At 65.1% G+C, this 18,797-nt stretch carries 18 protein-coding genes; 6 read left to right on the top strand and 12 right to left on the bottom strand.

The genetic code is table 11. The features are described from left to right. The first annotated feature begins 116 nt into the window (after positions 1-116). Entirely contained in the window at positions 117-2,105 is a 1,989-nt protein-coding gene (locus RAM80_RS02655) for a hypothetical protein (RefSeq protein ID WP_416424683.1), read from the top strand. A gap of 12 nt (positions 2,106-2,117) precedes the next feature. On the opposite strand, the gene RAM80_RS02650 is transcribed toward RAM80_RS02655, so the two are convergent. Continuing rightward, on the bottom strand, positions 2,118-2,756 hold the full coding sequence (locus tag RAM80_RS02650; RefSeq protein ID WP_416427405.1) for a DUF1345 domain-containing protein: 639 nt from the start codon (positions 2,754-2,756) through the stop codon (positions 2,118-2,120). A 527-nt stretch (positions 2,757-3,283) separates the two neighbouring features. On the opposite strand from RAM80_RS02650, the gene RAM80_RS02645 reads away from it, so the two are divergent. Together RAM80_RS02645 and RAM80_RS02640 are read left to right on the top strand one after the other, a co-directional pair. Next, on the top strand, positions 3,284-4,423 hold the full coding sequence (locus RAM80_RS02645) for a hypothetical protein (RefSeq protein ID WP_416424682.1): 1,140 nt from the start codon (positions 3,284-3,286) through the stop codon (positions 4,421-4,423). A 67-nt stretch (positions 4,424-4,490) separates the two neighbouring features. Further along, positions 4,491-5,741, top strand: a complete 1,251-nt coding sequence (locus RAM80_RS02640; RefSeq protein WP_416424681.1) for an MFS transporter — start codon at positions 4,491-4,493, stop codon at positions 5,739-5,741. Between the two features lie 273 nt (positions 5,742-6,014). On the opposite strand, the gene RAM80_RS02635 is transcribed toward RAM80_RS02640, so the two are convergent. Beyond that, positions 6,015-6,809: an SDR family NAD(P)-dependent oxidoreductase gene (locus RAM80_RS02635; RefSeq protein ID WP_416424680.1), complete on the bottom strand. Its 795-nt coding sequence runs from the start codon at positions 6,807-6,809 to the stop codon at positions 6,015-6,017. A 119-nt stretch (positions 6,810-6,928) separates the two neighbouring features. Between RAM80_RS02635 and RAM80_RS02630 the strand changes: the two genes are divergently transcribed. Continuing rightward, entirely contained in the window at positions 6,929-7,456 is a 528-nt protein-coding gene (locus RAM80_RS02630; protein WP_416424679.1) for a tetratricopeptide repeat protein, read from the top strand. A gap of 51 nt (positions 7,457-7,507) precedes the next feature. On the opposite strand, the gene RAM80_RS02625 is transcribed toward RAM80_RS02630, so the two are convergent. The 3 genes from RAM80_RS02625 to RAM80_RS02615 are packed head-to-tail and all read right to left on the bottom strand — an operon-like array spanning position 7,508 to position 8,916. Further along, on the bottom strand, positions 7,508-7,969 hold the full coding sequence (locus tag RAM80_RS02625; protein ID WP_416424678.1) for an RES family NAD+ phosphorylase: 462 nt from the start codon (positions 7,967-7,969) through the stop codon (positions 7,508-7,510). Further along, positions 7,969-8,421, bottom strand: a complete 453-nt coding sequence (locus RAM80_RS02620) for an antitoxin Xre/MbcA/ParS toxin-binding domain-containing protein (RefSeq protein WP_416424677.1) — start codon at positions 8,419-8,421, stop codon at positions 7,969-7,971. The genes RAM80_RS02625 and RAM80_RS02620 overlap by 1 nt, the downstream gene beginning before the upstream one ends. Before the next feature lie 42 nt (positions 8,422-8,463). After that, on the bottom strand, positions 8,464-8,916 hold the full coding sequence (locus RAM80_RS02615; protein WP_416424676.1) for a GNAT family acetyltransferase: 453 nt from the start codon (positions 8,914-8,916) through the stop codon (positions 8,464-8,466). 84 nt (positions 8,917-9,000) lie between these two features. Between RAM80_RS02615 and RAM80_RS02610 the strand changes: the two genes are divergently transcribed. After that, a complete protein-coding gene (locus RAM80_RS02610; RefSeq protein WP_416424675.1) occupies positions 9,001-9,519 on the top strand; it encodes a DUF3833 domain-containing protein in 519 nt (172 codons plus the stop codon). Here RAM80_RS02610 and RAM80_RS02605 read toward each other — a convergent pair. Then, the gene (locus tag RAM80_RS02605; RefSeq protein WP_416424674.1) at positions 9,516-9,875 is read right to left on the bottom strand and encodes an NUDIX hydrolase; all 360 of its coding nucleotides are present in this window, start codon (positions 9,873-9,875) and stop codon (positions 9,516-9,518) included. The genes RAM80_RS02610 and RAM80_RS02605 overlap by 4 nt on opposite strands. A gap of 273 nt (positions 9,876-10,148) precedes the next feature. Between RAM80_RS02605 and RAM80_RS02600 the strand changes: the two genes are divergently transcribed. Further along, complete coding sequence (locus tag RAM80_RS02600) at positions 10,149-10,382, top strand: hypothetical protein (protein WP_416424673.1); 234 nt, start codon at positions 10,149-10,151, stop codon at positions 10,380-10,382. Positions 10,383-10,386: 4 nt separating this feature from the next. Here RAM80_RS02600 and RAM80_RS02595 read toward each other — a convergent pair whose 3' ends face one another. From RAM80_RS02595 to prpC, 6 genes are all read right to left on the bottom strand, one after another. Beyond that, positions 10,387-11,538, bottom strand: a complete 1,152-nt coding sequence (locus tag RAM80_RS02595) for an epoxide hydrolase family protein (protein ID WP_416424672.1) — start codon at positions 11,536-11,538, stop codon at positions 10,387-10,389. A 136-nt stretch (positions 11,539-11,674) separates the two neighbouring features. Further along, positions 11,675-12,814, bottom strand: coding sequence for a porin (locus tag RAM80_RS02590; RefSeq protein WP_416424671.1), 1,140 nt, complete (start codon positions 12,812-12,814; stop codon positions 11,675-11,677). Positions 12,815-13,141: 327 nt separating this feature from the next. After that, positions 13,142-13,468, bottom strand: coding sequence for a hypothetical protein (locus RAM80_RS02585; RefSeq protein ID WP_416424670.1), 327 nt, complete (start codon positions 13,466-13,468; stop codon positions 13,142-13,144). A 209-nt stretch (positions 13,469-13,677) separates the two neighbouring features. Further along, on the bottom strand, positions 13,678-14,859 hold the full coding sequence (prpF, locus tag RAM80_RS02580) for a 2-methylaconitate cis-trans isomerase PrpF (protein ID WP_416424669.1): 1,182 nt from the start codon (positions 14,857-14,859) through the stop codon (positions 13,678-13,680). Between the two features lie 11 nt (positions 14,860-14,870). Beyond that, positions 14,871-17,465, bottom strand: coding sequence for a Fe/S-dependent 2-methylisocitrate dehydratase AcnD (gene acnD / locus RAM80_RS02575; RefSeq protein WP_416424668.1), 2,595 nt, complete (start codon positions 17,463-17,465; stop codon positions 14,871-14,873). 149 nt (positions 17,466-17,614) lie between these two features. Continuing rightward, the gene (gene prpC / locus RAM80_RS02570) at positions 17,615-18,742 is read right to left on the bottom strand and encodes a bifunctional 2-methylcitrate synthase/citrate synthase (RefSeq protein ID WP_416424667.1); all 1,128 of its coding nucleotides are present in this window, start codon (positions 18,740-18,742) and stop codon (positions 17,615-17,617) included. Positions 18,743-18,797 lie beyond the last annotated feature (55 nt).

Below are 18,797 nucleotides of genomic sequence, written 5' to 3'. Positions count from 1 at the left end.
GCGGCTTGCCATGGCTTACCCACCGATGAGGAATCGTGATGACAATCACCCCACCTTCTGGCCCCAGCACCCCAGTACGTCTGCCTGACGTATTTCCCCCACCCAGGGCCCAAGCGGTGCTGCCAGACCTGCCCGGGGCGTTGGAACATAACCTGCTGCCCATCAGCGCCCTGACCGCCCCTCTGGTCGTGGAGTTCGACCAATGGGCCCTTGCGCCCGTGAACCCGAGTGATCCTCCTGCGCAGGTGTTCTACTACTGGAATGACGCCGAATTGGGCAGCAAGACATTCAGCTACCCCTTCGACCCTGGCCAGCTGTTTTTCGAAGTGCCCGTGGCTGCCCTGCAGGAGGGCATTCACAGGCTCAAGTACCGGATAACCTCCTTCTTGGCCGATGACGACTCGAAGATTGCAGAGGTGACCATCGACCGTAGTGCGCCGTACGGCAATTCCACCCCGTTGGCGCCGCGGTTGCCCGTGGATGTCGGCGCCGGAGGCATTGACGACGCTTATCTGGCCAGCCACGGCGACCAGGTACTGATCACTGTCGACGCCTATCTCGATTGCAAGCCTTATGATGTGATCGAACTGTTCTGGCGCAATCTTTCCCCACTGCCAGGGGATGAGGCAGTGGCGGCCAGGCTGGTGGTACCGCAGGGGGCTGGCATCGGGCCGTTCGAGGTGGTGGTACCCGGCGATGTGGTTCGCGCGCGCCGCAACGGCGCAAAATCGCTGAAGTATTACATTCGGGATCGGGCGGGCAACGCCAGCGTTGACTCGAGGGAAACGTACGTGAGCGTCAATGTCACGGCGCCGCCCAGCCTGGCGCCGCCGCGGGTGCCCGCCCTCGATGATGGCCTGGTCACCCGTTCAGACGTCATCGTTAACCCCGGCGTGGAAGTGCTGATTGACCCATATGATCACCAGGTCGGTGATTCCATCAGCGTCGATTGGGGCGGGCAAGTCATGGTCCAGGTCCCCGTGGAGCCCAACCCTTCGTTTCCCCTGCGTCGGCAGATTCCCTGGGATGTGCTGGCGGTCGGTGATCATTTCGAACGGCCTCACGACGTCGACGTAACCTATACCGTGGTGCGTGCCGCGCAGCGCTGGACGTCCGTGGAGCTTGAGGTGGCGGTTGACTTCAGTGTTGCCGGGCCGCCCAACCCGGCCATCGACCCGATCAATTCGCGCCTGCCGCTGGTGACGGTGAAAGGCGTCACCGGCGACAATGTCATCACCCTTGCCGACGCCAACCAGCCGGTGCGTGTGGAAGTGCTGCTGTACGCAAACCCGCAGCCCGGCGAGAAGCTTGACCTGTTCTGGGACGGACTGGTGGGCGACGCACCGGTGGCGACCTACACCGTGCAAGCCGGCGACGTGGCGGGCAAGCTGATCGTCTTCGCGGTGCTTTGGGCCGACGTGCTGGCGGGTGGCGGCGGCCTGGGGGTGCCAGTGCGTTACACCACCTTCAACGGCATCAACGGCCAGCAGTGCCAGGACACCTTGTGCCGCGTGGAGGTTGCCGTGGAGGACCGTGCCTTGCCGGTGCCGTTCTACCCGGACCCTAATGCTCCCAAGTTCACTGCGGGCCCCGAGGAGACGTGGAACCCGATCATCGCCAATTACAATTGCGCGGCCCACCCATGGCGCGGCTTGGTCATCAAGATTCCGGCCAGTGACCGTTTCGTCGTTGACAGTCGGATTGTGCTGGAATGGAAGGGCTATTCCACCTCAAACCTGGTCGACAGCTCGTTCCTGCCTGGAACCCTGTATCAGGAGGAGCGCTTTATCACCGCGGCAACGGAAAAACAGGAAGTTTCCTTTACGATTCCCCCGGCAGATTTTCGTCGTTGCATCCTGCCTACCAGCTACCGGGGGCAGGGCGAGGGCCAGCGCACCCCGGGCTCCGGCTACGCTTTCTACACACTGTACTCACCGGGCCTGCCCGCCGTGCACAACGAGCATAAGCAATCCTATTGCCGCATTGACCTGATACGGCCAGGGGCCAATTGCCCTTGCAGTTGGGACGGCTACCCTACCGAAGAGGAGGATTGGTGCCTGGACTGTGACCCCATTACCGACGGGGCGTGTGCGCCGCAACCTTGAGCGGCGCGGGTTTCAGTTGAGCAGCCCTGCGGCGATATTGATCGAAAACCCCAATATCGCTGTGTTGAACAGAAACCCGATCAACGAGTGCCCCAGCACCACCCGCCGTAGCGCGCGGGTGGCCACCCCGACGTCGGAGGTCTGCACGGCCACGCTGATGGTGAAGGAGAAGTACAGAAAGTCCCAATAGTCGGGGTCGGTCTCGCCATCGGCAAAGCGCAGGGGTGCCTCCTGGGCCTTGGTGAGGTAGAACAGCCGCGCATAGTGCAGCGCGAAGATGATGCCGGTCATCAGCCACGAGCCGATCACTGTCAGCGCCGTCAGTGCGTAATGCAGCCCGCGCACGCCGGTGGTCAGTTGCTTGCCACCGGCCAGCAGAAAGCCGATGGCCGCCAGGCTGGCAATCGCGGCGATGCACACGGTCACCAGCACCAGGCCGGCGTTTTCGTCCTCCTGCTGGGCGGTTTGCTGGACTTTCTGTGCGTCGGCGTGGGTGGCCAGCCAGGTCATCAGCAGCAGGTAACACCACACGCCGCAGTTCCAGCCGATGATGACCCGCATGACCAGGTCGGCGGGGGCCAGCAGGCCGGCGGCAATGCCCAAGGCGGCGGAGGATGACAGGCGCGGGTGGGTGCGGGGCAGGCTGGGCAGGGCCATGGCAATCCTTTGAATGAATGGTACATGGACTGTAGCCGCTGCCGTCAGGCTGCGCTGGCCCCTGGGCTTGCTGAAGATTTTCAGGGTAATCAAGGGCCAGCGCAGCCTGCGGCAGCGGCTACACGGTGTGGAGGCAGTAAGGAGTTGGGCAAAACGCGGTGCGTCATACACTTTTTTTCAAGCATTGTCACCTGTCAGAACTACCAGTAGTCAAGGTTTCATTTAACCGGTTCAATGTAGGACCAGTCCTACAAGGAAAGTGCGCGATGACCATAGACGCTCCCAACGAGCCTGTGCTGCTGCAAGGCATGATGAGCCAAACGCGCCTGATGCGGCATACCCGGGTGCAACGGCGGCCCTGCAACGATGCAGTGTTTGACCGCCAACCCGGCCCACGGTGCCCGGGCGGTGAACCCAAGCCCGAGTTGCCTCGTTGAGGCATTGCGCTTTCTACCAGTAACGCGCACCGGTGTTCCGGCGTTCAATGGCGGCCAACGACCGTTACCCGGAACATCTTCAACATGGACATCATCACTTTCATTCTCGTGGGCCTGTTCACTGGCGCCATGGGCGGCTGGGCTGCCTTCACCTTCGGCACCAAGACCGGCAAGGTGATCGCCGGCTCCGCCAGCCTGGGCGCGGTGGCCCTGGAGACGGACTCGGCCTTGCAGGGTTTCATGGGCTATGGGCACGAATCGGGCGAGCTGGTGTTCACCCTTGGCGGTGCCTACGTGGTGGGTTTCTTCGCCACCATCGCGCTGTTGACCCAACTACTGCTCAAGCAGGACTCCCGGTACCGCATCACCCTGATCGACGTGGTGTTTGGCAACAACAAGGCGCTGGATGCCTACCACGACGCCAAGCGTCACGAATTGGAGACGCTGCTCGAGCGTGAACTGAATATCGAGGCGCTGGCCGCCGAGCGTGCGCTGCTCGACCAGCGCCAGGCGCAGCTGGACGTGCAACAGCGGTTGCTGGCCGTCGAGCTTGAAGAGGCGCAAGTGCTGCTGCAGGCCCGCGACGGCGTGGCCAAGGGGCGCCTGGCCATGCCGTTGCCGTTGCAGCACAAGCAGCTGATCTACCCCGATTTCTTCGAACTGTTGCCCCGGCAGGTGTTCAAGGTGTGCCGCTTCCACCATGCCTTGCTCGCGGAGACCGACCGTTTCCTGGCCGGTGGCCGGGGCGGCTTCGACACCTACCTGCTGGCGATCGCCGGGCACCTGGCCACCCACCTGTTTGGCCAGGCCGTGGAGGTGGGCATGGAAGAGGTGCGCGTGCATTTTCGTCAGCTGGACCCTGCCGACAAGGTCTACAAACCCTACGTGGTGCAGGGCGGCACCGAGCTGGAAGTGAGCGGCGTGCACATCGACGACGGGCTGATCAGGGCCTCGCGCGAATCACGGCGCAGCCTGGTGTATTCGGCCAACAAGCGACTGGCCATCAGCAGCGGCGCCAATTTCTTGTGGCAGGACTACCTGGTGCATGTGTTCGAGGCCATCAAGGTGGCGGGGTTGCCGCGCTACAGCCTGGGCATTTCCATTCGCCATCGGGCGGCGCATTCCAGCGTGTTGTACCTGTTCAGCTTCATCCAGCTGGAGCAGGTGATCCAACATGAGATGGTGCGGGCGCACAGGTATTCCTCAGTGGAATCGGCCGCATAAAAAACATGAATTTTATTTATGGGTTGGCGGGGGTTATTTTTATCTGCACCTGAAAGGAGATACCACCATGGACACCCCCACCCACGAACAGCACTGGCAACGTAACCTTGCCGTGTGCGTCTTCGGCGCCTTCACCACCATTGTTGCCATGACCCTGCTGTTGCCGTTCCTGCCCATCTACGTAGAGCGCCTGGGCGTCAGCGACCCGGCCGCCGTGGTGCAATGGTCGGGCATTGCCTTCGGCGCCACCTTCCTCTCGGCAGCGCTCACCGCGCCGTTGTGGGGCCGCCTGGGTGACCGCTACGGGCGCAAGCTGATGCTGATTCGCGCCAGCCTGGGCATGGCCATTGCCATGTCGCTGATCGGCCTGGCGGAGAATATCTGGCAGTTGGTGCTGCTGCGGTTGTTGGCGGGGTTGTTGGGCGGCTACGCCTCGGGCGCGACCATCCTGGTGGCCACGCAAACCCCCAAGGCGCGCTCGGGCTGGGCGTTGGGCATCCTGTCGTCGGGCATCATGGCTGGCAGCCTGGCGGGGCCGTTGATTGGTGGATTGTTGCCGCCGCTGGTGGGCATCCGCAACACCTTCTTCCTTGCCGGCGCGGTGATTTTCGTGACCTTCCTGGGCACCGCCTTCCTGCTCAAGGAAGCGCCACGGCCCAAGCGGGCGCCGGTGGCCAAGGGCGCGCCGAAGGCCACGGCCGGGGTGAACATGAAGCCGGTGTGGGCGATGTTCGTGGTGGCGTGCCTGGTGATGTTCTCGAACATGTCCATCGAACCGATCATCACCGTGTACCTGATGCAATTGGGCGCGGCCAACGTGACGCTGGTGGCCGGGGTGGTGATGTCGGCGGCGGCGCTGGGCAGCATTCTCTCGGCGTCGCGCCTGGGCAAGCTGGCGGACCGGGTAGGGCACTGGAAGGTAGTGATCGGCTGCCTGGTGGCGGCCGCAGTGCTGCTGGTTCCCCAGGCCCTGGTCACCGAGCCGTGGCAGTTGGTGGTGTTGCGCTTGTTGATGGGCCTGGCGTTGGGCGGCTTGTTGCCGTGCATTGCCGCCATCATCCGCCACTCGGTGCCCGAAGGCATTGCGGGGCGCATGCTCGGCTATTCCACCTCCAGCCAGTACGTGGGGCAGGTGTTGGGGCCGTTGGCCGGTGGCTACCTGGGTGGCCACGTGGGCATGCGCGTGGTGTTCGTGGTGACCTGCGTGCTGATGGCGGTGGGGGCGGTGGTGACCGCCCTGGCGCGCCCGCGGCCGCAGGCGTCAGAAGGACATGGCGACGGCGAAGAACACCCCGCAGGCCACTACCACGTAAAGTGAAAACCTGACCAGCTCCTTGACTCCGAACTCTTCCATTGTCTCGACTCCTGCATCGCTGTTCTGATGGCTGAACTATGCGCTGCAGGGGGCGAAGGACACCAGATTCAGAAACGCGAGAAAAAACCGGATCAGATGGTGCGGCCCGGACGCGGCCTTACGGCCGCTGCTACATCCTGTGGGAGCTGGCTTGCCAGCGAGCTGTTGGGGCCCTAAAAACTCGCTGGCAAGCCAGCTCCCACAAAGACAGTTGCTGCTACGGGCATTCCTGCGTCATCAAGCAATGGTATCCACCACCCCGCCATCCACGCGCAACGCAGCCCCCGTGGTGGCCGATGCCTGGGGCGAGGCGATGTACACCGCCATGTTCGCCACCTCTTCCATGCTCGCTGCGCGCTGGATGATCGAGGTGGGGCGGTTTTTCATCACGAACGCCGCTGCCGTTTCCTCCAGCGAGGCGCCGCTGGCCGCCTGGTCGTCCTTGAGCATCTCCTGCAGGCCTTCGGACAGGGTAGGGCCGGGCAGGATGGCGTTCACGGTCACCCCGGTGCCGGCCATGCGCTTGGCCAGCCCGCGGGAGATGGACAGGTTGGAGGTCTTGGTGAAGCCGTAGTGGATCATGTCCGCCGGGATATTCAGCCCCGACTCGGACGAGATGAAGATGATGCGCCCCCAGCCGCGCTCGGCCATCTTCGGCGCGTAGGCCCGCGACAGCCGCACGCCGGACATCACGTTGACCTGGAAGAAGCGTTCCCATTCCTCGTCGGGGGTGTCGAAGAAGTCCTGCAGGGCGAACACGCCCAGGTTGTTCACCAGGATGTCGACCTGAGGCACGCTGGCCAGCGCCTGCCGGCAGCCTTCGGCCGTGGCCAGGTCGCCAGCGAGGCCCTGCACCTTGGCGCCGCTGACGGCCTGCTGCAGCTTGGCCACTGCAGCGTCCACTACGTCGGCCTTGCGGCCGTTGATAATCACGTGGGCGCCGGCCTGGGCCAGGCCCTTGGCAATGGCGAAGCCGATGCCTTGGGTGGAGCCGGTGACAAGCGCGGTCTTGCCGTTCAAATCGATATGCATGGCGGGTCTCCCGTTGGATGAGTCAGACAGCATAGGTGCAAGTATCGAGACCGGCTGTGCCGGCCGGCGTTCCGCCTATACTGCAATTCCCTTCCCGTGTTCCTCTCAGGAGTCACGCCATGAACCTGCGCACCTGCCTGTTGCCCATTGCCCTGCTCAGCGCCGCCCTGGCCAGCGCCCCGCTGTGGGCCAGTGGCGGCGACGACTCGCCGCCCAAGCCCAACTGCCCCAAGGGCAAGGTCTGGGACAGCAAAAGCAAAAGCTGCGTGATGCAACAGAGTAGCGCCGCCAGCGACGCAGACCGCACCGACTACGCCTACCGCCTGGCCAAGGACGGGCGCTACGAAGAGGCCATCGCCTTGCTCGACACGCTCAAGCAACCCAACACCGCCAAGGCGCTCAACTTCCGCGGCTACGCCACGCGCAAGCTGGGGCGCACCGACGAGGGCATCGGTTACTACCTGCAGTCGGTGAAGCTCGACCCGCGTTATGCCCAGGTGCGTGAGTACCTGGGCGAGGCCTACGTGATCAAGGGGCGGCTGGACCTGGCCAAGGAGCAGTTGGCGACCATCAAGTCCATTTGCAGCACTACGTGCGAGGAGTACCAGGATTTGGCCGAGGCCATCGAGGGGGCCTCGAAGACCTGATGGCGCGTACCGCGTTGTCGGCGGACGCGGCCTGGGGCCGCTGCTACGGGGCTAGCGCTCGAACATCCGTGGGTCGTACATGAAGTCATAGACCTGGACGACCTGCACCTGGCTGATGGCGGGGTGCCTGGGGTTGAGCAGCACATTGCGTTCCAGTGCCAGCACGGCCGAGGGCACGATCAGCCCCAGGTACTTGCCCTCGCGCAGCCAGGCGCTGCCGAACGCCATGCTCGGCCGGTCGGCGGGCAGGGTATTCCAGCCAGCGGGCAGCTCATGGCCGCCAGGCTCGAGGTATAGGGCGGGGTCATCCGGCAGTTCGAAGCAGGTAATCTTCATGGCCATGCCCGGCTCGCCGTTGGCGTGCACGAAGGTTTCCAGGCAACAAATGCCAGGTGTCAGGCCCATGTACACGGCGGGCAGGTCCTGGTCGTTCCAGCGGCCGCCAGCGATGGCAGCACCCTGGCCGGACAGATCAGTTGCACGACGGGCCTTGGCGATGCGCCAACCGCGCATCAGGCCACGCCCCCCCATTCCAGTGCATGCAGCACGCGCAGCACCTGGCGGGCACCGATTTCGGTTTCGCACAGCATCACCGGGGCTTCATTGCCGAGGGCCTTGTTGGGGGTGGCCATCCATTGTGCGGCGGCTGCCCGGGCTTCAAACACTTCCTGGGCCAGCTGCGAGACTGCGGCAATGCGGTCCAGCCGTTCAGAGGCCACTGGGTCCAGGGGCTTGTGCTCGCGGCGGCGGCGCTCCAGGGTCGATATCGAGGCGTTCATCAGTATTTCCAGCTGGCGTTCCGCAAGGTCGAAGGTCACGCGGATAGCCTGGGAAAACTCGGCGGCAAAGCCCTCTTTGATCTGTACCAGGCGCTGGGCGTCCAGCAGCGAGGCGCGAGCATTGCTGAAGGCCCAGAATTGCTCGGTAACCTGCTCGCGCGGGCTACCCTTGCTACGCGACAACATGGTAGATCCTTCATTTGATGAAATTAATCAGTCAAATGAAGTCTATGCGTTTTCACCCTCAGGTGCCAGCCCCGCTTCGAGTGGCAGCACCTTGCCCATGCTGATGCGCGGCTCCACCACATAGCCCAAACGCTCGTAGAAGCCGGCCACCACGTCATTGCCGGCCGTGATTTGCAGGTTGATCTTCAAGCAGCCCAACGCGACCAGGGCGGTTTCGGCGTGGCGCACCAGGGCGGCGCCGATGCCGTGCTGCTGCCAGGCCGGGTGTACCGCCACCGAATATAGCCAGCCGCGGTGGCCGTCGTAGCCGGCCATGGTGGTGCCCATCACCCGGCCATCCTGCACCGCCACGAACAGCAGGTCATCCACCGCCAGCTTGCGTTCCAGCGCAAGCTCAGGGCGGTTGTGGGCCGTGGGGTAGGCGAACACGTCGCGCCACAGGGCTATCACGGCGTCGCGGTGCAGGTTGTCGTCGTAGGTGATGATCTGGGCCATGGCCGGTCCTTGGAGTGGGCGAAAGCATGGATTCTAATGGCCCGCCAGCTACGCTCAAGGGAAATCTTGCCGAGCGCCGCTGTCATGAAAACCCTGATGTTGCTGTGCTGCCTGGCACTGGCCAGTTGCAGCGGCGTGGACGTACACACCTACCGCGACCAGCAGCCGACGCTGGACCTTGCGACCTTTTTCGCTGGCCGCACCGAGGCCTGGGGCATTTTCCAGAAGCGCTCCGGCGAGGTGGCCAAGCGCATGCACGTGGTGGTCGACGGCCGCCTGCAGGGTGACGCGCTGATACTGCATGAGGCGTTCACCTACAGCGACGGCACCCGGCAGGTGCGTGAATGGACCCTGCGCCCCGACGGCCACGGGCGCTGGCGCGGCACCGCTGGCGATGTGATCGGCGAGGCCACGGGGGAGGTGTCGGGCAACACCCTGCACTGGCAGTACGACCTCAACCTGGTGGTGGACGGCAAGACCTGGCAGGTGCATTTCGATGACTGGATGTACCTGTTGGACGCGCACACCCTGGCCAACCGCTCCACCATGAGCAAGCTGGGCATCGAGCTGGGCCAGGTGTCGCTGTTTTTCCGCAAACCTTAGGCGGCGCGCAACGTCCTGACGATGGCCAGAGCATTGGCAGTCAGGCGCAGAGCGCCCAGCTGCTGGCGGTTTTGCCAGCGGCACTCGGCGATCTCGTTCTGCGGCGTGGCTTCGGCGCTGTCGGCGATACGTGCCTCGAACAGGTGATGCAGGGTGTCGTCGCTTTCATAAGCGCCCAGGAACACCAGGTCCACCACCTGCAAGCCGGTTTCCTCGCGCAGCTCACGCACGGCGGCCGCGGCAGGGCTCTCGTCTTTTTCAATCTTGCCGCCGGGCAGGTTCCAGCGGGATTTGGCCTTGCGCACGTAAAGAATCCGGTCTTCACGGCGGCAAATCAAGGTAGCGCGCTCTTTCATGGTGCAGGTTTCCGCGATACTGCAACGCGATGCGCTGGAACAGGCATCTACGCTGTCACAAAAATGTCATGTCCTTGACGCAAGCATTAACAATGCCAACCCAATGTGACATTGATTCGTTCGCCCGCCGCAGGTTCCGATGGCTGGACAACAAATATTCCATTGATTTACGGTGCGCCTGCCAGGGAAAGGAACTTGCCGGTGGGCGCCTGTCACATAAATTGCAGGCATTGCCCGGTAAAGTGTAGAAAAACAACAATAAGGAGGCTGCCCATGAGCTGCTTGATATGCGCGGGAAGCGCAGAAGATCTGCAGTGCGAAGGCGCGTGGGAAGAACGTCATTGCCCCGACTGCGGGCGTTATCGCATGTCACATGAGCTGGTGCTGACCCTGATGGAGCAGGGCCAGATATTCGACGTGCACAAGATGCGGGCCTGGCTGCAGGACCGCCGGCACCAGTGCGAGGTGCCTAGCGTGGAGATTCACGAGGCCCTGCTGGTGCCCTAGGGGGTCAGCGCAGCGGCCGGAAGAACGCGCGGATGTCCTCGGCCAGCGCATAAGGGCACTCCATGGCGGCGAAATGCCCGCCGCGGTGCAGGTGCGTCCAGCGTTGCACGTTGTAGCAGCGCTGCACCCAGCTGCGCGGCGGCATGGGCAGTTCCGCCGGGAACTGCGCCACGCCCAGGGGTGGCAGCACGCGCTGGCCGGGGCTGAACTGCAGCGGTTTGCGCCGGCTTTCCAGGTACAGGCGGAAGGTGGCGCCGATGCCGCCGGTAAACCAGTACAGGGCGATGTTGGTCAGCAGCGCGTCCAGGCCGAAGGCTCGTTCCACGTCGCCCTGGCAGTCGCTCCAGGCCTGGAATTTTTCCAGTATCCACGCCGCAAGGCCTGCGGGCGAGTCGTTGAGGCCCACCGCCAGGCTTTGTGGGCGGGTGCCCTGGATTTGCCCATAGGCGCCGTGCATCTGCGCCCAGGCGCTGGCCTGGTCGAGAAAGCGCCGTTCCTCGTCGCTGGCGGGTGGCTGGTCTGGGCCCAGGGACGGGCGGTAGGAGCCGGGGATGAAGTTCAGGTGCAGGCCCTTGACCCGCACCGGGTAGCGGTAGGCCAGCCAGGTGGAGACGCTGGCGCCCCAGTCGCCGCCTTGGGCGCCAAAGGTGTCGTAGCCCAGGGCGGTCATCAGTTGTGCCCACAGGCCGGCGATCTCGAACGGGCCGGTGCCCTTGGCGCTGGGCGCGGGCGAGAAGCCGTAGCCGGGCAGCGAGGGCACCACCACGTGGAAGGCGTCGGCGGCGTCGCCGCCATGGCTGGCGGGGTCGGCCAGCAGCGGCAGGATGGCTTCCATTTCCACGAACGAGCCGGGCCAGCCGTGGGTCAGCACCAGCGGCAACGGCGCCGGGCCCTGGCCGCGCTGGTGCAGGAAATGAATGCGTTGCCCAGGCATGTGCGCCATGAACTGCGGCAGGCGGTTGAGCCGCGCCTCCTGGGCGCGCCAGTCGAAACCGTCGCGCCAGTACTCTACCAGGCGGTGCAGGGTGGCGCTGTCGGTACCTTCGCTCCAGCCATTGCCTTCCACGCCGGCAGCCCAGCGGGTGGCCCCCAGGCGCTGGTGCAAATCATCAAGTGCCGTCTGCTCGATGGCAATCTTGAAGGGCTCAATCCTCATCCGTCCTACTCCCTGAACGCCGGCGGTGGCCTAGGATGATAAATGACCTGACGGTTTTGTGCAGGTTCCGTGGTTAGACGAACGTCGCACGCCCCGTAGCAGTGGCCGCCAGGCCGCGTCCCGCCACACCACCGCATCAGAAGTGGTAATACACCCCCACCGTCAGGTTCTGCGGGTCGTCCCCTGCCTGTTCCACCGGCGTCCCCTCGTAGGTCACCGAGGCGTTGCGCTGGTTGCTGATCATGCCCACGTGCACGTAGCTGGCGAAACGCGGGGTGAAGAAGTGGTCCCAGCCGATCATCGCGCCATAGGCATCCCTGGCGCCGAACTCCACCGTGCGCTTGACCAGCAGCAGGCGGCCCAGGTCGCGCTTGCCCAGGGGCTTGATGAAGCCAGCAGTGAGCACCGTGGTGCTCGGCGTGCCACTTTCATCCACGTCCTGGCGTTGCCAGGTGAGGCTGCTGGAGAAGGGCCCGAAGTCGTAGAACGCCGACAGGCTCTTGTAGTAGTTGGCGGTCTGGCGGAGGCTGCCGTTGTCTTCCCAGGGGTCGCTGAGGTAGCGGTTGAACGAGGCCAGCAGGATCAGGCGCTTGTCGGTGTACTGCAGCTTGGCGCCGCCGCCGCGCAGGGTGCGGCCCGCGCTGGCGTGGTCGTCCAGGCCCAGGCTGGCGGCGGTGCCGATGCTCCAGCCGTGGAAGGTGGGGGTGGTGTAGGCCACGGTGTGCTTGGGCCGCAGGTCCAGGTAGTAGGCGCCCTTGCCGGCGGCGGGCACCGCCAGGTAGGTGTAGGGCGAGCCGTAGCTGGCCAGGAACGGGTCGGCGTAGGTGGGCGTGCCCATGCCGTAGGTCTTGCCGATTTCCAGCTTGCCGTAGGCCTTGCTGCGCAGCGCCGCCACGGCCAGGCGCAGGGTGCCGATGCTGCTCCAGTCCTGGCCCACGGTGTTGCCGTTGACGTTGAAACCTTCCTCCACGTCCATTTCCAGCACGGTGTCGGTGGCCACCGAGGTGCGCGCGTACACCCCCAGCTTGTTGGTCCAGGCACCACCGCCGCCCAGCTGGGTGCCGGTGGAGTGGCCGGAATCGTGGTAGCTGGCGAAGGCGTCCAGGGTGCCGTAGGCCTTGAGCTTGCTGTCGAAACCGCTGTCGATGGCGTAGTAGCCAAAGCCGGGGGCGATCATGGTGATACCGGGAAAACCGTCTGCCTGGGCCTGTGGCGCCAAGGCCAGGCCTTGGGCAAAGACGGCCAGGGACGCGGCGGTAGCATAACCTTTGTTCATCGACAGCTCCTTGGGAAGACCGGGGAACTGCAGGGTCGATGAAGGCGGGCCAGGGCGGGAATGGTTTATTGGTTCAGGCCATGCGCTTTGCTCAAGGGCCACACGGCGGACACGCAAATGCGCGGGCAGGGCGCCCCGACCAGGGCAGCGCAGGCTGCAAGGGGCTGGCCGTCAAGCGGGTGGGCGCGCCATTTTGCACCATTGCGCGCAGTGCCCTGGTGCACGCTGGCAAGTGCGGGGCAGGTCAAGGCCGGGCGTGGCGGCGGCCTTGAACGCGGGTCAAGGCCTTGCCCAATATGCAGGGTGGGGGTGTGTTTGCGACGTCGCTTACAGGCAATCGCGCACGGCTTTGTTCAGCGCGCCACGGCCCAGGGTCAGGGGCTCGCGCTGGTACCAGGAGACTTCGCTGCCGTTGGAGGTCTTGTAGATCTCCAGGATCTCGTCGGCGGCCAGCTTGCTGCTCACCACCAGGCGGTAGTGGCGGCTGTTGCCCGAGGATTCGGTGTCGGGGCGCAGCGCCTGCCATTTGGGGGCGATGCATTCACCCACTTCCTGTGGCGACTTGAGGCTGGTGAAGGTCTTGTTGGGGGAGTTGGGGGTGGCGCAGCCGGCCACGCACACAACGGCGAAGAGAGACAGTAAAGGTAGGCGCATTGAACGTTATCCTGGAACACGGACGTGGCCGCGGGGTGGCGTGCTGGCAGGCACGCAACGGTCAATTATATCGAGGAAATCCGATATGGGGGGATTTTTGCGGGTTGTTCAGGGGGGCGACAGGGGGCCTCTTTGGTTGTAGGGGTGGGGGGTGGACGCAGCCTGCGGCAGCTGCTACGGGTGTGCGTAGCAACGGCCGCGTTTGGGTATCAGCGCGGCACGCGCACCCAGCCCTCCATCAGCACCCGCGCGCTGCGGCTCATCATGGCCTTGAGTACCTTCCATTCGCCATTGAGCCGCTCGGCCTGGGCGCCCACCCGCAAGGTGCCGGAGGGGTGGCCGAAGCGCACGCTCTGGCGCGCGCCACCGCCGGCGGCGAGGTTCACCAGGGTGCCGGGGATGGCCGCAGCGGTGCCGATGGCCACGGCCGCGGTGCCCATCATGGCATGGTGCAGCTTGCCCATGGACAGCGCGCGTACCAGCAGGTCGACGTCACCTGCACCTACCGCCTTGCCGCTGGAGGCGGTGTAGGCGGCGGGCCCGGCGACGAAGGCCACCTTGGGCGTGTGCTGGCGCGTGGCGGCCTCGTCCAGGTGCGAAATCAGGCCCATGCGCAGGGCGCCGTGGGCGCGGATGGTCTCGAAGCGTGCTAGCGCCTTGGGGTCGCCGTTGATGGCGTCCTGCAGCTCAGTGCCGGTGTAGCCGATGTCGGTGGCGTTGAGGAAGATGGTGGGGATGCCGGCGTTGATCAGCGTCGCCTTGAAGGTGCCGATGCCGGGCACCTCCAGGTCGTCCACCAGCTGGCCGGTGGGGAACATGGCGCCTGCGCCGCCTTCTTCCTCGGCCGCCGGGTCCATGAACTCCAGCTGCACCTCGGCGGCGGGGAAGGTCACGCCGTCCAGCTCGAAGTCGCCGGTTTCCTGCACCGCGCCGTCGGTGATTGGCACGTGGGCGATGATGGTCTTGGCGATGTTGGCCTGCCAGATGCGCACGGTGGCCACGCCGTTTCGGGGGATGCGCTCGGCCGCCACCAGGCCGTTGCTGATGGCGAACGAGCCGACGGCGGCCGAGAGGTTGCCGCAGTTGCCGGTCCAGTCAATGAACGCCGCGTCTATGGCCACCTGGCCGAACAGGTAGTCCACGTCGTGGCCAGGCCGCGTGCTCTGGCTGAGAATCACCGTCTTGCTGGTGCTGGAGGTGGCGCCGCCCATGCCGTCGATCTGCTTGCCGTAGGGGTCGGGGCTGCCGATCACGCGCAGCAGCAGCGCGTCGCGGGCCGGGCCCGGTTGGCGGGCATCTGCGGGCAGGTCATCAAGCTTGAAGAACACGCCCTTGCTGGTGCCGCCACGCATGTAGGTGGCGGGAATGCGGATTTGTGCGGGGTAGCTCATGGCATCGCTCCTCAGGCCGCAGGGGCTTGTTCGAGGAAGTCCTGGGCGAAGCGTTGCAGCACGCCCCCGGCTTCGTAGATGGACACTTCTTCGGCGGTGTCCAGGCGGCACGTTACCGGCACCTCCAGGCGTTCGCCGTTGGCGCGGTGGATCACCAGGGTCAAGGTGGCGCGTGGGGTGCGTGCGCCGACCACGTCATAGGTCTCGCTGCCGTCGATGGCCAGGGTGTGGCGGTTGGTGCCCGGCAGGAACTCCAGCGGCAGCACGCCCATGCCCACCAGGTTGGTGCGGTGGATGCGCTCGAAGCCTTCGGCGGCAATCGCTTCCACGCCCGCCAGGCGCACGCCTTTGGCGGCCCAGTCGCGTGACGAGCCCTGGCCGTAGTCGGCGCCGGCGATGATGATCAGCGGCTGCTTGCGGTTCATGTAGGTCTCGATGGCTTCCCACATGCGCATCACCTGGCCCTCGGGTTCCACGCGGGCCAGGGAGCCCTGCTTGACCTGGCCGTTTTCCTTGACCATTTCATTGAACAGCTTGGGGTTGGCGAAGGTGGCGCGCTGGGCGGTCAGGTGGTCGCCGCGGTGGGTGGCGTAGCTGTTGAAGTCTTCCTCGGGCAAGCCCATTTTCGCCAGGTACTCGCCGGCGGCGCTGTCGAGCATGATGGCGTTGGACGGCGAAAGGTGGTCGGTAGTGATGTTGTCCGGCAGCACCGCCAGCGGGCGCATGCCCTTGAGCGGCCGGGCCCCGGCCAGGGCGCCTTCCCAGTAGGGCGGGCGACGAATGTAGGTGCTCATGGGGCGCCAGTCGTACAGCGGGCTGACCTTGGGCCCGGTGTCCTCGTGGATGGCGAACATGGGGATGTACACTTGGCGGAACTGCTCGGGCTTCACCGAGGATTTGACCAGGGCGTCTATTTCCGCGTCGCTGGGCCAGATGTCCTTGAGGCGGATTTCCGCGCCGTCAGGGCCGTGGCCCAGCACGTCTTTCTCGATGTCGAAGCGGATGGTACCGGCGATGGCGTAGGCCACCACCAGCGGCGGCGAGGCCAGAAACGCCTGCTTGGCGTAGGGGTGGATGCGCCCGTCGAAATTGCGGTTGCCCGAGAGCACGGCGGTGGCGTACAGGTCGCGGTCGATGATTTCCTGCTGGATGGCCGGGTCCAGGGCGCCGGACATGCCGTTGCAGGTGGTGCAGGCGAACGCCACCACGCCGAAGCCCAGCTGTTCCAGTTCCGGCAGCAGGCCGCCTTCTTCCAGGTACAGCTTGACGGTTTTCGAGCCGGGCGCCAGCGAGGTCTTCACCCACGGCTTGCGGGTCAGGCCCAGGCGGTTGGCGTTGCGCGCCAGCAGGCCTGCGGCGATCACGTTGCGCGGGTTGCTGGTGTTGGTGCAGCTGGTGATGGCGGCGATGATCACCGCGCCGTCGGGCATCTGCCCCGGCGTCTCGGTCCAGGGGGCGGCGATGCCTTTGGCGGCCAGGTCGCTGGTGGCCAGGCGCGCGTGGGGGTTGCTGGGGCCGGCCATGTTGCGCACCACGGTGCTCAGGTCGAAGCTCAAGGTGCGCTCGTATTCGGCAGTGGCCAGGCTGTCGGCCCACAGGCCGGTGAGCTTGGCGTATTCCTCCACTAGCTGCACCTGCTGGTCTTCGCGGCCGGTGAGTTTCAGGTAGTCGATGGTCTGCTGGTCGATGTAGAACATCGCCGCGGTGGCACCGTATTCGGGGGCCATGTTGGAAATGGTGGCGCGGTCGCCCAGGGTCAGCCTGGCCGCGCCTGCGCCGTGGAACTCCAGCCAGGCGCCGACCACTTTCTGCTGGCGCAGGAACTGGGTCAGGGCCAGCACCATGTCGGTGGCGGTGATGCCCGGTTGCAGTTGGCCGGTGAGTTCGACGCCGATGATGTCCGGCAGGCGCATCCACGAGGCGCGCCCGAGCATCACGCTCTCGGCTTCCAGGCCGCCGACGCCGATGGCGATCACGCCCAGCGCGTCGACGTGGGGGGTGTGGCTGTCGGTGCCCACGCAGGTGTCGGGGAAGGCCACGCCGTCACGCACCTGGATCACCGGCGACATTTTCTCCAGGTTGATCTGGTGCATGATGCCGTTGCCGGGCGGGATCACGTCGACGTTCTTGAAGGCCTTCTTGGTCCAGTCGATGAAGTGGAAGCGGTCTTCGTTGCGGCGGTCCTCGATGGCGCGGTTCTGCTCGAACGCCTGCGGGTCGAAGCCTGCGCGCTCCACGGCCAGGGAGTGGTCGACGATCAGTTGGGTGGGCACTACCGGGTTGACCTGCGCCGGGTCGCCTCCCTGGCTGGCGATGGCGTCGCGCAGGCCGGCGAGGTCCACCAAGGCGGTCTGGCCGAGGATGTCGTGGCACACCACGCGGGCCGGGAACCAGGGGAAGTCGAGGTCGCGCGCACGGTTGATCAGTTGGCTGAGGGAGGCGCTGAGGGTGGCCGGGTCGCAGCGGCGCACCAGGTTTTCGGCCAGCACGCGGGACACGTAGGGCAGGGTGGCGTAGGCGCCGGGCTTGATCGCGTCGATGGCGGCGCGGGTGTCGAAATAGTCCAGGGCGGTGCCTGGCAGGTTCTTGCGGTATTGAGTGTTCATGGTAGTGGGCTCATTCACGGTGTCGGTCACACAATCGCGAGGGCGAGCACTCATCCGTAGGAGCCGGCCTTGGCCGCGATGGCGATATTGCGGGCCCCATCGCGGCCAAGGCCGGCTCCTACGGTCGGTGTTTGCACCCTGGTTTTGCGTTATCGGTGCTCTATTGGCACGTACTTGCGCTGTTCCACGCCCACATACTCGGCGCTGGGCCGAATGATGCGGTTATTGGCACGCTGCTCGAACACATGCGCCGCCCAGCCGGTCAGCCGCGAACAGACGAAAATCGGCGTGAACAGTTCGGTGGGAATGCCCATGAAGTGGTAGGCCGAGGCGTGGTAGAAGTCGGCGTTGGGGAACAGTTTCTTCTGCTCCCACATGGTCTTGTCGATGGCTTCGGACACCGGGTAGATCACCGTGTCGCCCACCTCGGCCGCGAGCTTTTGCGACCAGCCCTTGATCACTTCGTTGCGCGGGTCGCTGTCCTTGTAGATGGCATGGCCGAAGCCCATGATCTTGTCCTTGCGCTCCAGCATGCCCAGGGTGCCGCGCACGGCTTCCTCGGGGTTCTTGAACTTCTCGATCATGGCCATGGCCGCCTCGTTGGCGCCGCCGTGCAGCGGGCCGCGCAGGCTGCCGATGGCGGCAGTCACGCAGGAATGCAGGTCGGACAGGGTCGAGGCACACACCCGCGCGGTGAAGGTCGAGGCGTTGAATTCGTGCTCGGCGTAGAGGATCAGCGACACGTTCATGACCTTGCGGTGCAGTTCGCTGGGCGCCTTGCCGTGCAGCAGGTGCAGGAAGTGCCCGGCCACGTCCGGCTCGTCGCTGGTGCAGTTGATACGCACGCCGTGGTGGCTGAAGCGGTACCAGTAGCACATGATCGCCGGGAAGGCCGCCAGCAGGCGGTCGGTGGCATCGTGCTGCTGGGCGAAGGTCTTTTCCGGTTCCAGGTTGCCCAGGAACGAGCAGCCGGTGCGCATCACGTCCATGGGGTGGGCGTTGGCGGGGATGCGTTCCAGCACTTCCTTCAGCGCCTTGGGCAGGTCGCGCAGGGTGCTGAGCTTGTGCTGGTAGTGGTCCAGGTCCTGGTGGTTGGGCAGCTCGCCGTACAGCAGCAGGTAGGCCACTTCCTCGAAGGTGGCGTGCTCGGCCAGTTCGCGCACGTCGTAGCCACGGTAGGTCAGGCCGGCGCCGGCCTGGCCGACGGTGGACAGGGCGGTCTGCCCGGCCACCTGGCCACGCAGGCCGGCACCACTCAATACTTTTGCTTCGGCCATGGTTGTCTCCATTCTTGAATTTATTGTCTGGAATGTGGGAGCTGGCTTGCCAGCG

The organism is Pseudomonas sp. App30 (assembly GCF_047947025.1).
Lineage (GTDB): Bacteria > Pseudomonadota > Gammaproteobacteria > Pseudomonadales > Pseudomonadaceae > Aquipseudomonas.
The sequence above is the reverse complement of the archived record's forward strand: the minus strand, read 5'-3'. Positions and strand labels throughout refer to the sequence as shown.

What these genes read in the sequence shown, in the direction of transcription:
- RAM80_RS02645 (WP_416424682.1), top strand. Translation starts at nt 3,284, where the DNA reads ATGGACATCATCACTTTCATTCTCGTGGGCCTGTTCACTGGCGCCATG.
- RAM80_RS02640 (WP_416424681.1), top strand. Translation starts at nt 4,491, where the DNA reads ATGGACACCCCCACCCACGAACAGCACTGGCAACGTAACCTTGCCGTG.
- RAM80_RS02635 (WP_416424680.1), bottom strand. Translation starts at nt 6,809, where the DNA reads ATGCATATCGATTTGAACGGCAAGACCGCGCTTGTCACCGGCTCCACC.
- RAM80_RS02630 (WP_416424679.1), top strand. Translation starts at nt 6,929, where the DNA reads ATGAACCTGCGCACCTGCCTGTTGCCCATTGCCCTGCTCAGCGCCGCC.
- RAM80_RS02625 (WP_416424678.1), bottom strand. Translation starts at nt 7,969, where the DNA reads ATGCGCGGTTGGCGCATCGCCAAGGCCCGTCGTGCAACTGATCTGTCC.
- RAM80_RS02620 (WP_416424677.1), bottom strand. Translation starts at nt 8,421, where the DNA reads ATGTTGTCGCGTAGCAAGGGTAGCCCGCGCGAGCAGGTTACCGAGCAA.
- RAM80_RS02615 (WP_416424676.1), bottom strand. Translation starts at nt 8,916, where the DNA reads ATGGCCCAGATCATCACCTACGACGACAACCTGCACCGCGACGCCGTG.
- RAM80_RS02610 (WP_416424675.1), top strand. Translation starts at nt 9,001, where the DNA reads ATGAAAACCCTGATGTTGCTGTGCTGCCTGGCACTGGCCAGTTGCAGC.
- RAM80_RS02605 (WP_416424674.1), bottom strand. Translation starts at nt 9,875, where the DNA reads ATGAAAGAGCGCGCTACCTTGATTTGCCGCCGTGAAGACCGGATTCTT.
- RAM80_RS02600 (WP_416424673.1), top strand. Translation starts at nt 10,149, where the DNA reads ATGAGCTGCTTGATATGCGCGGGAAGCGCAGAAGATCTGCAGTGCGAA.
- RAM80_RS02595 (WP_416424672.1), bottom strand. Translation starts at nt 11,538, where the DNA reads ATGAGGATTGAGCCCTTCAAGATTGCCATCGAGCAGACGGCACTTGAT.
- RAM80_RS02590 (WP_416424671.1), bottom strand. Translation starts at nt 12,814, where the DNA reads ATGAACAAAGGTTATGCTACCGCCGCGTCCCTGGCCGTCTTTGCCCAA.
- RAM80_RS02585 (WP_416424670.1), bottom strand. Translation starts at nt 13,468, where the DNA reads ATGCGCCTACCTTTACTGTCTCTCTTCGCCGTTGTGTGCGTGGCCGGC.
- prpF (WP_416424669.1), bottom strand. Translation starts at nt 14,859, where the DNA reads ATGAGCTACCCCGCACAAATCCGCATTCCCGCCACCTACATGCGTGGC.
- acnD (WP_416424668.1), bottom strand. Translation starts at nt 17,465, where the DNA reads ATGAACACTCAATACCGCAAGAACCTGCCAGGCACCGCCCTGGACTAT.
- prpC (WP_416424667.1), bottom strand. Translation starts at nt 18,742, where the DNA reads ATGGCCGAAGCAAAAGTATTGAGTGGTGCCGGCCTGCGTGGCCAGGTG.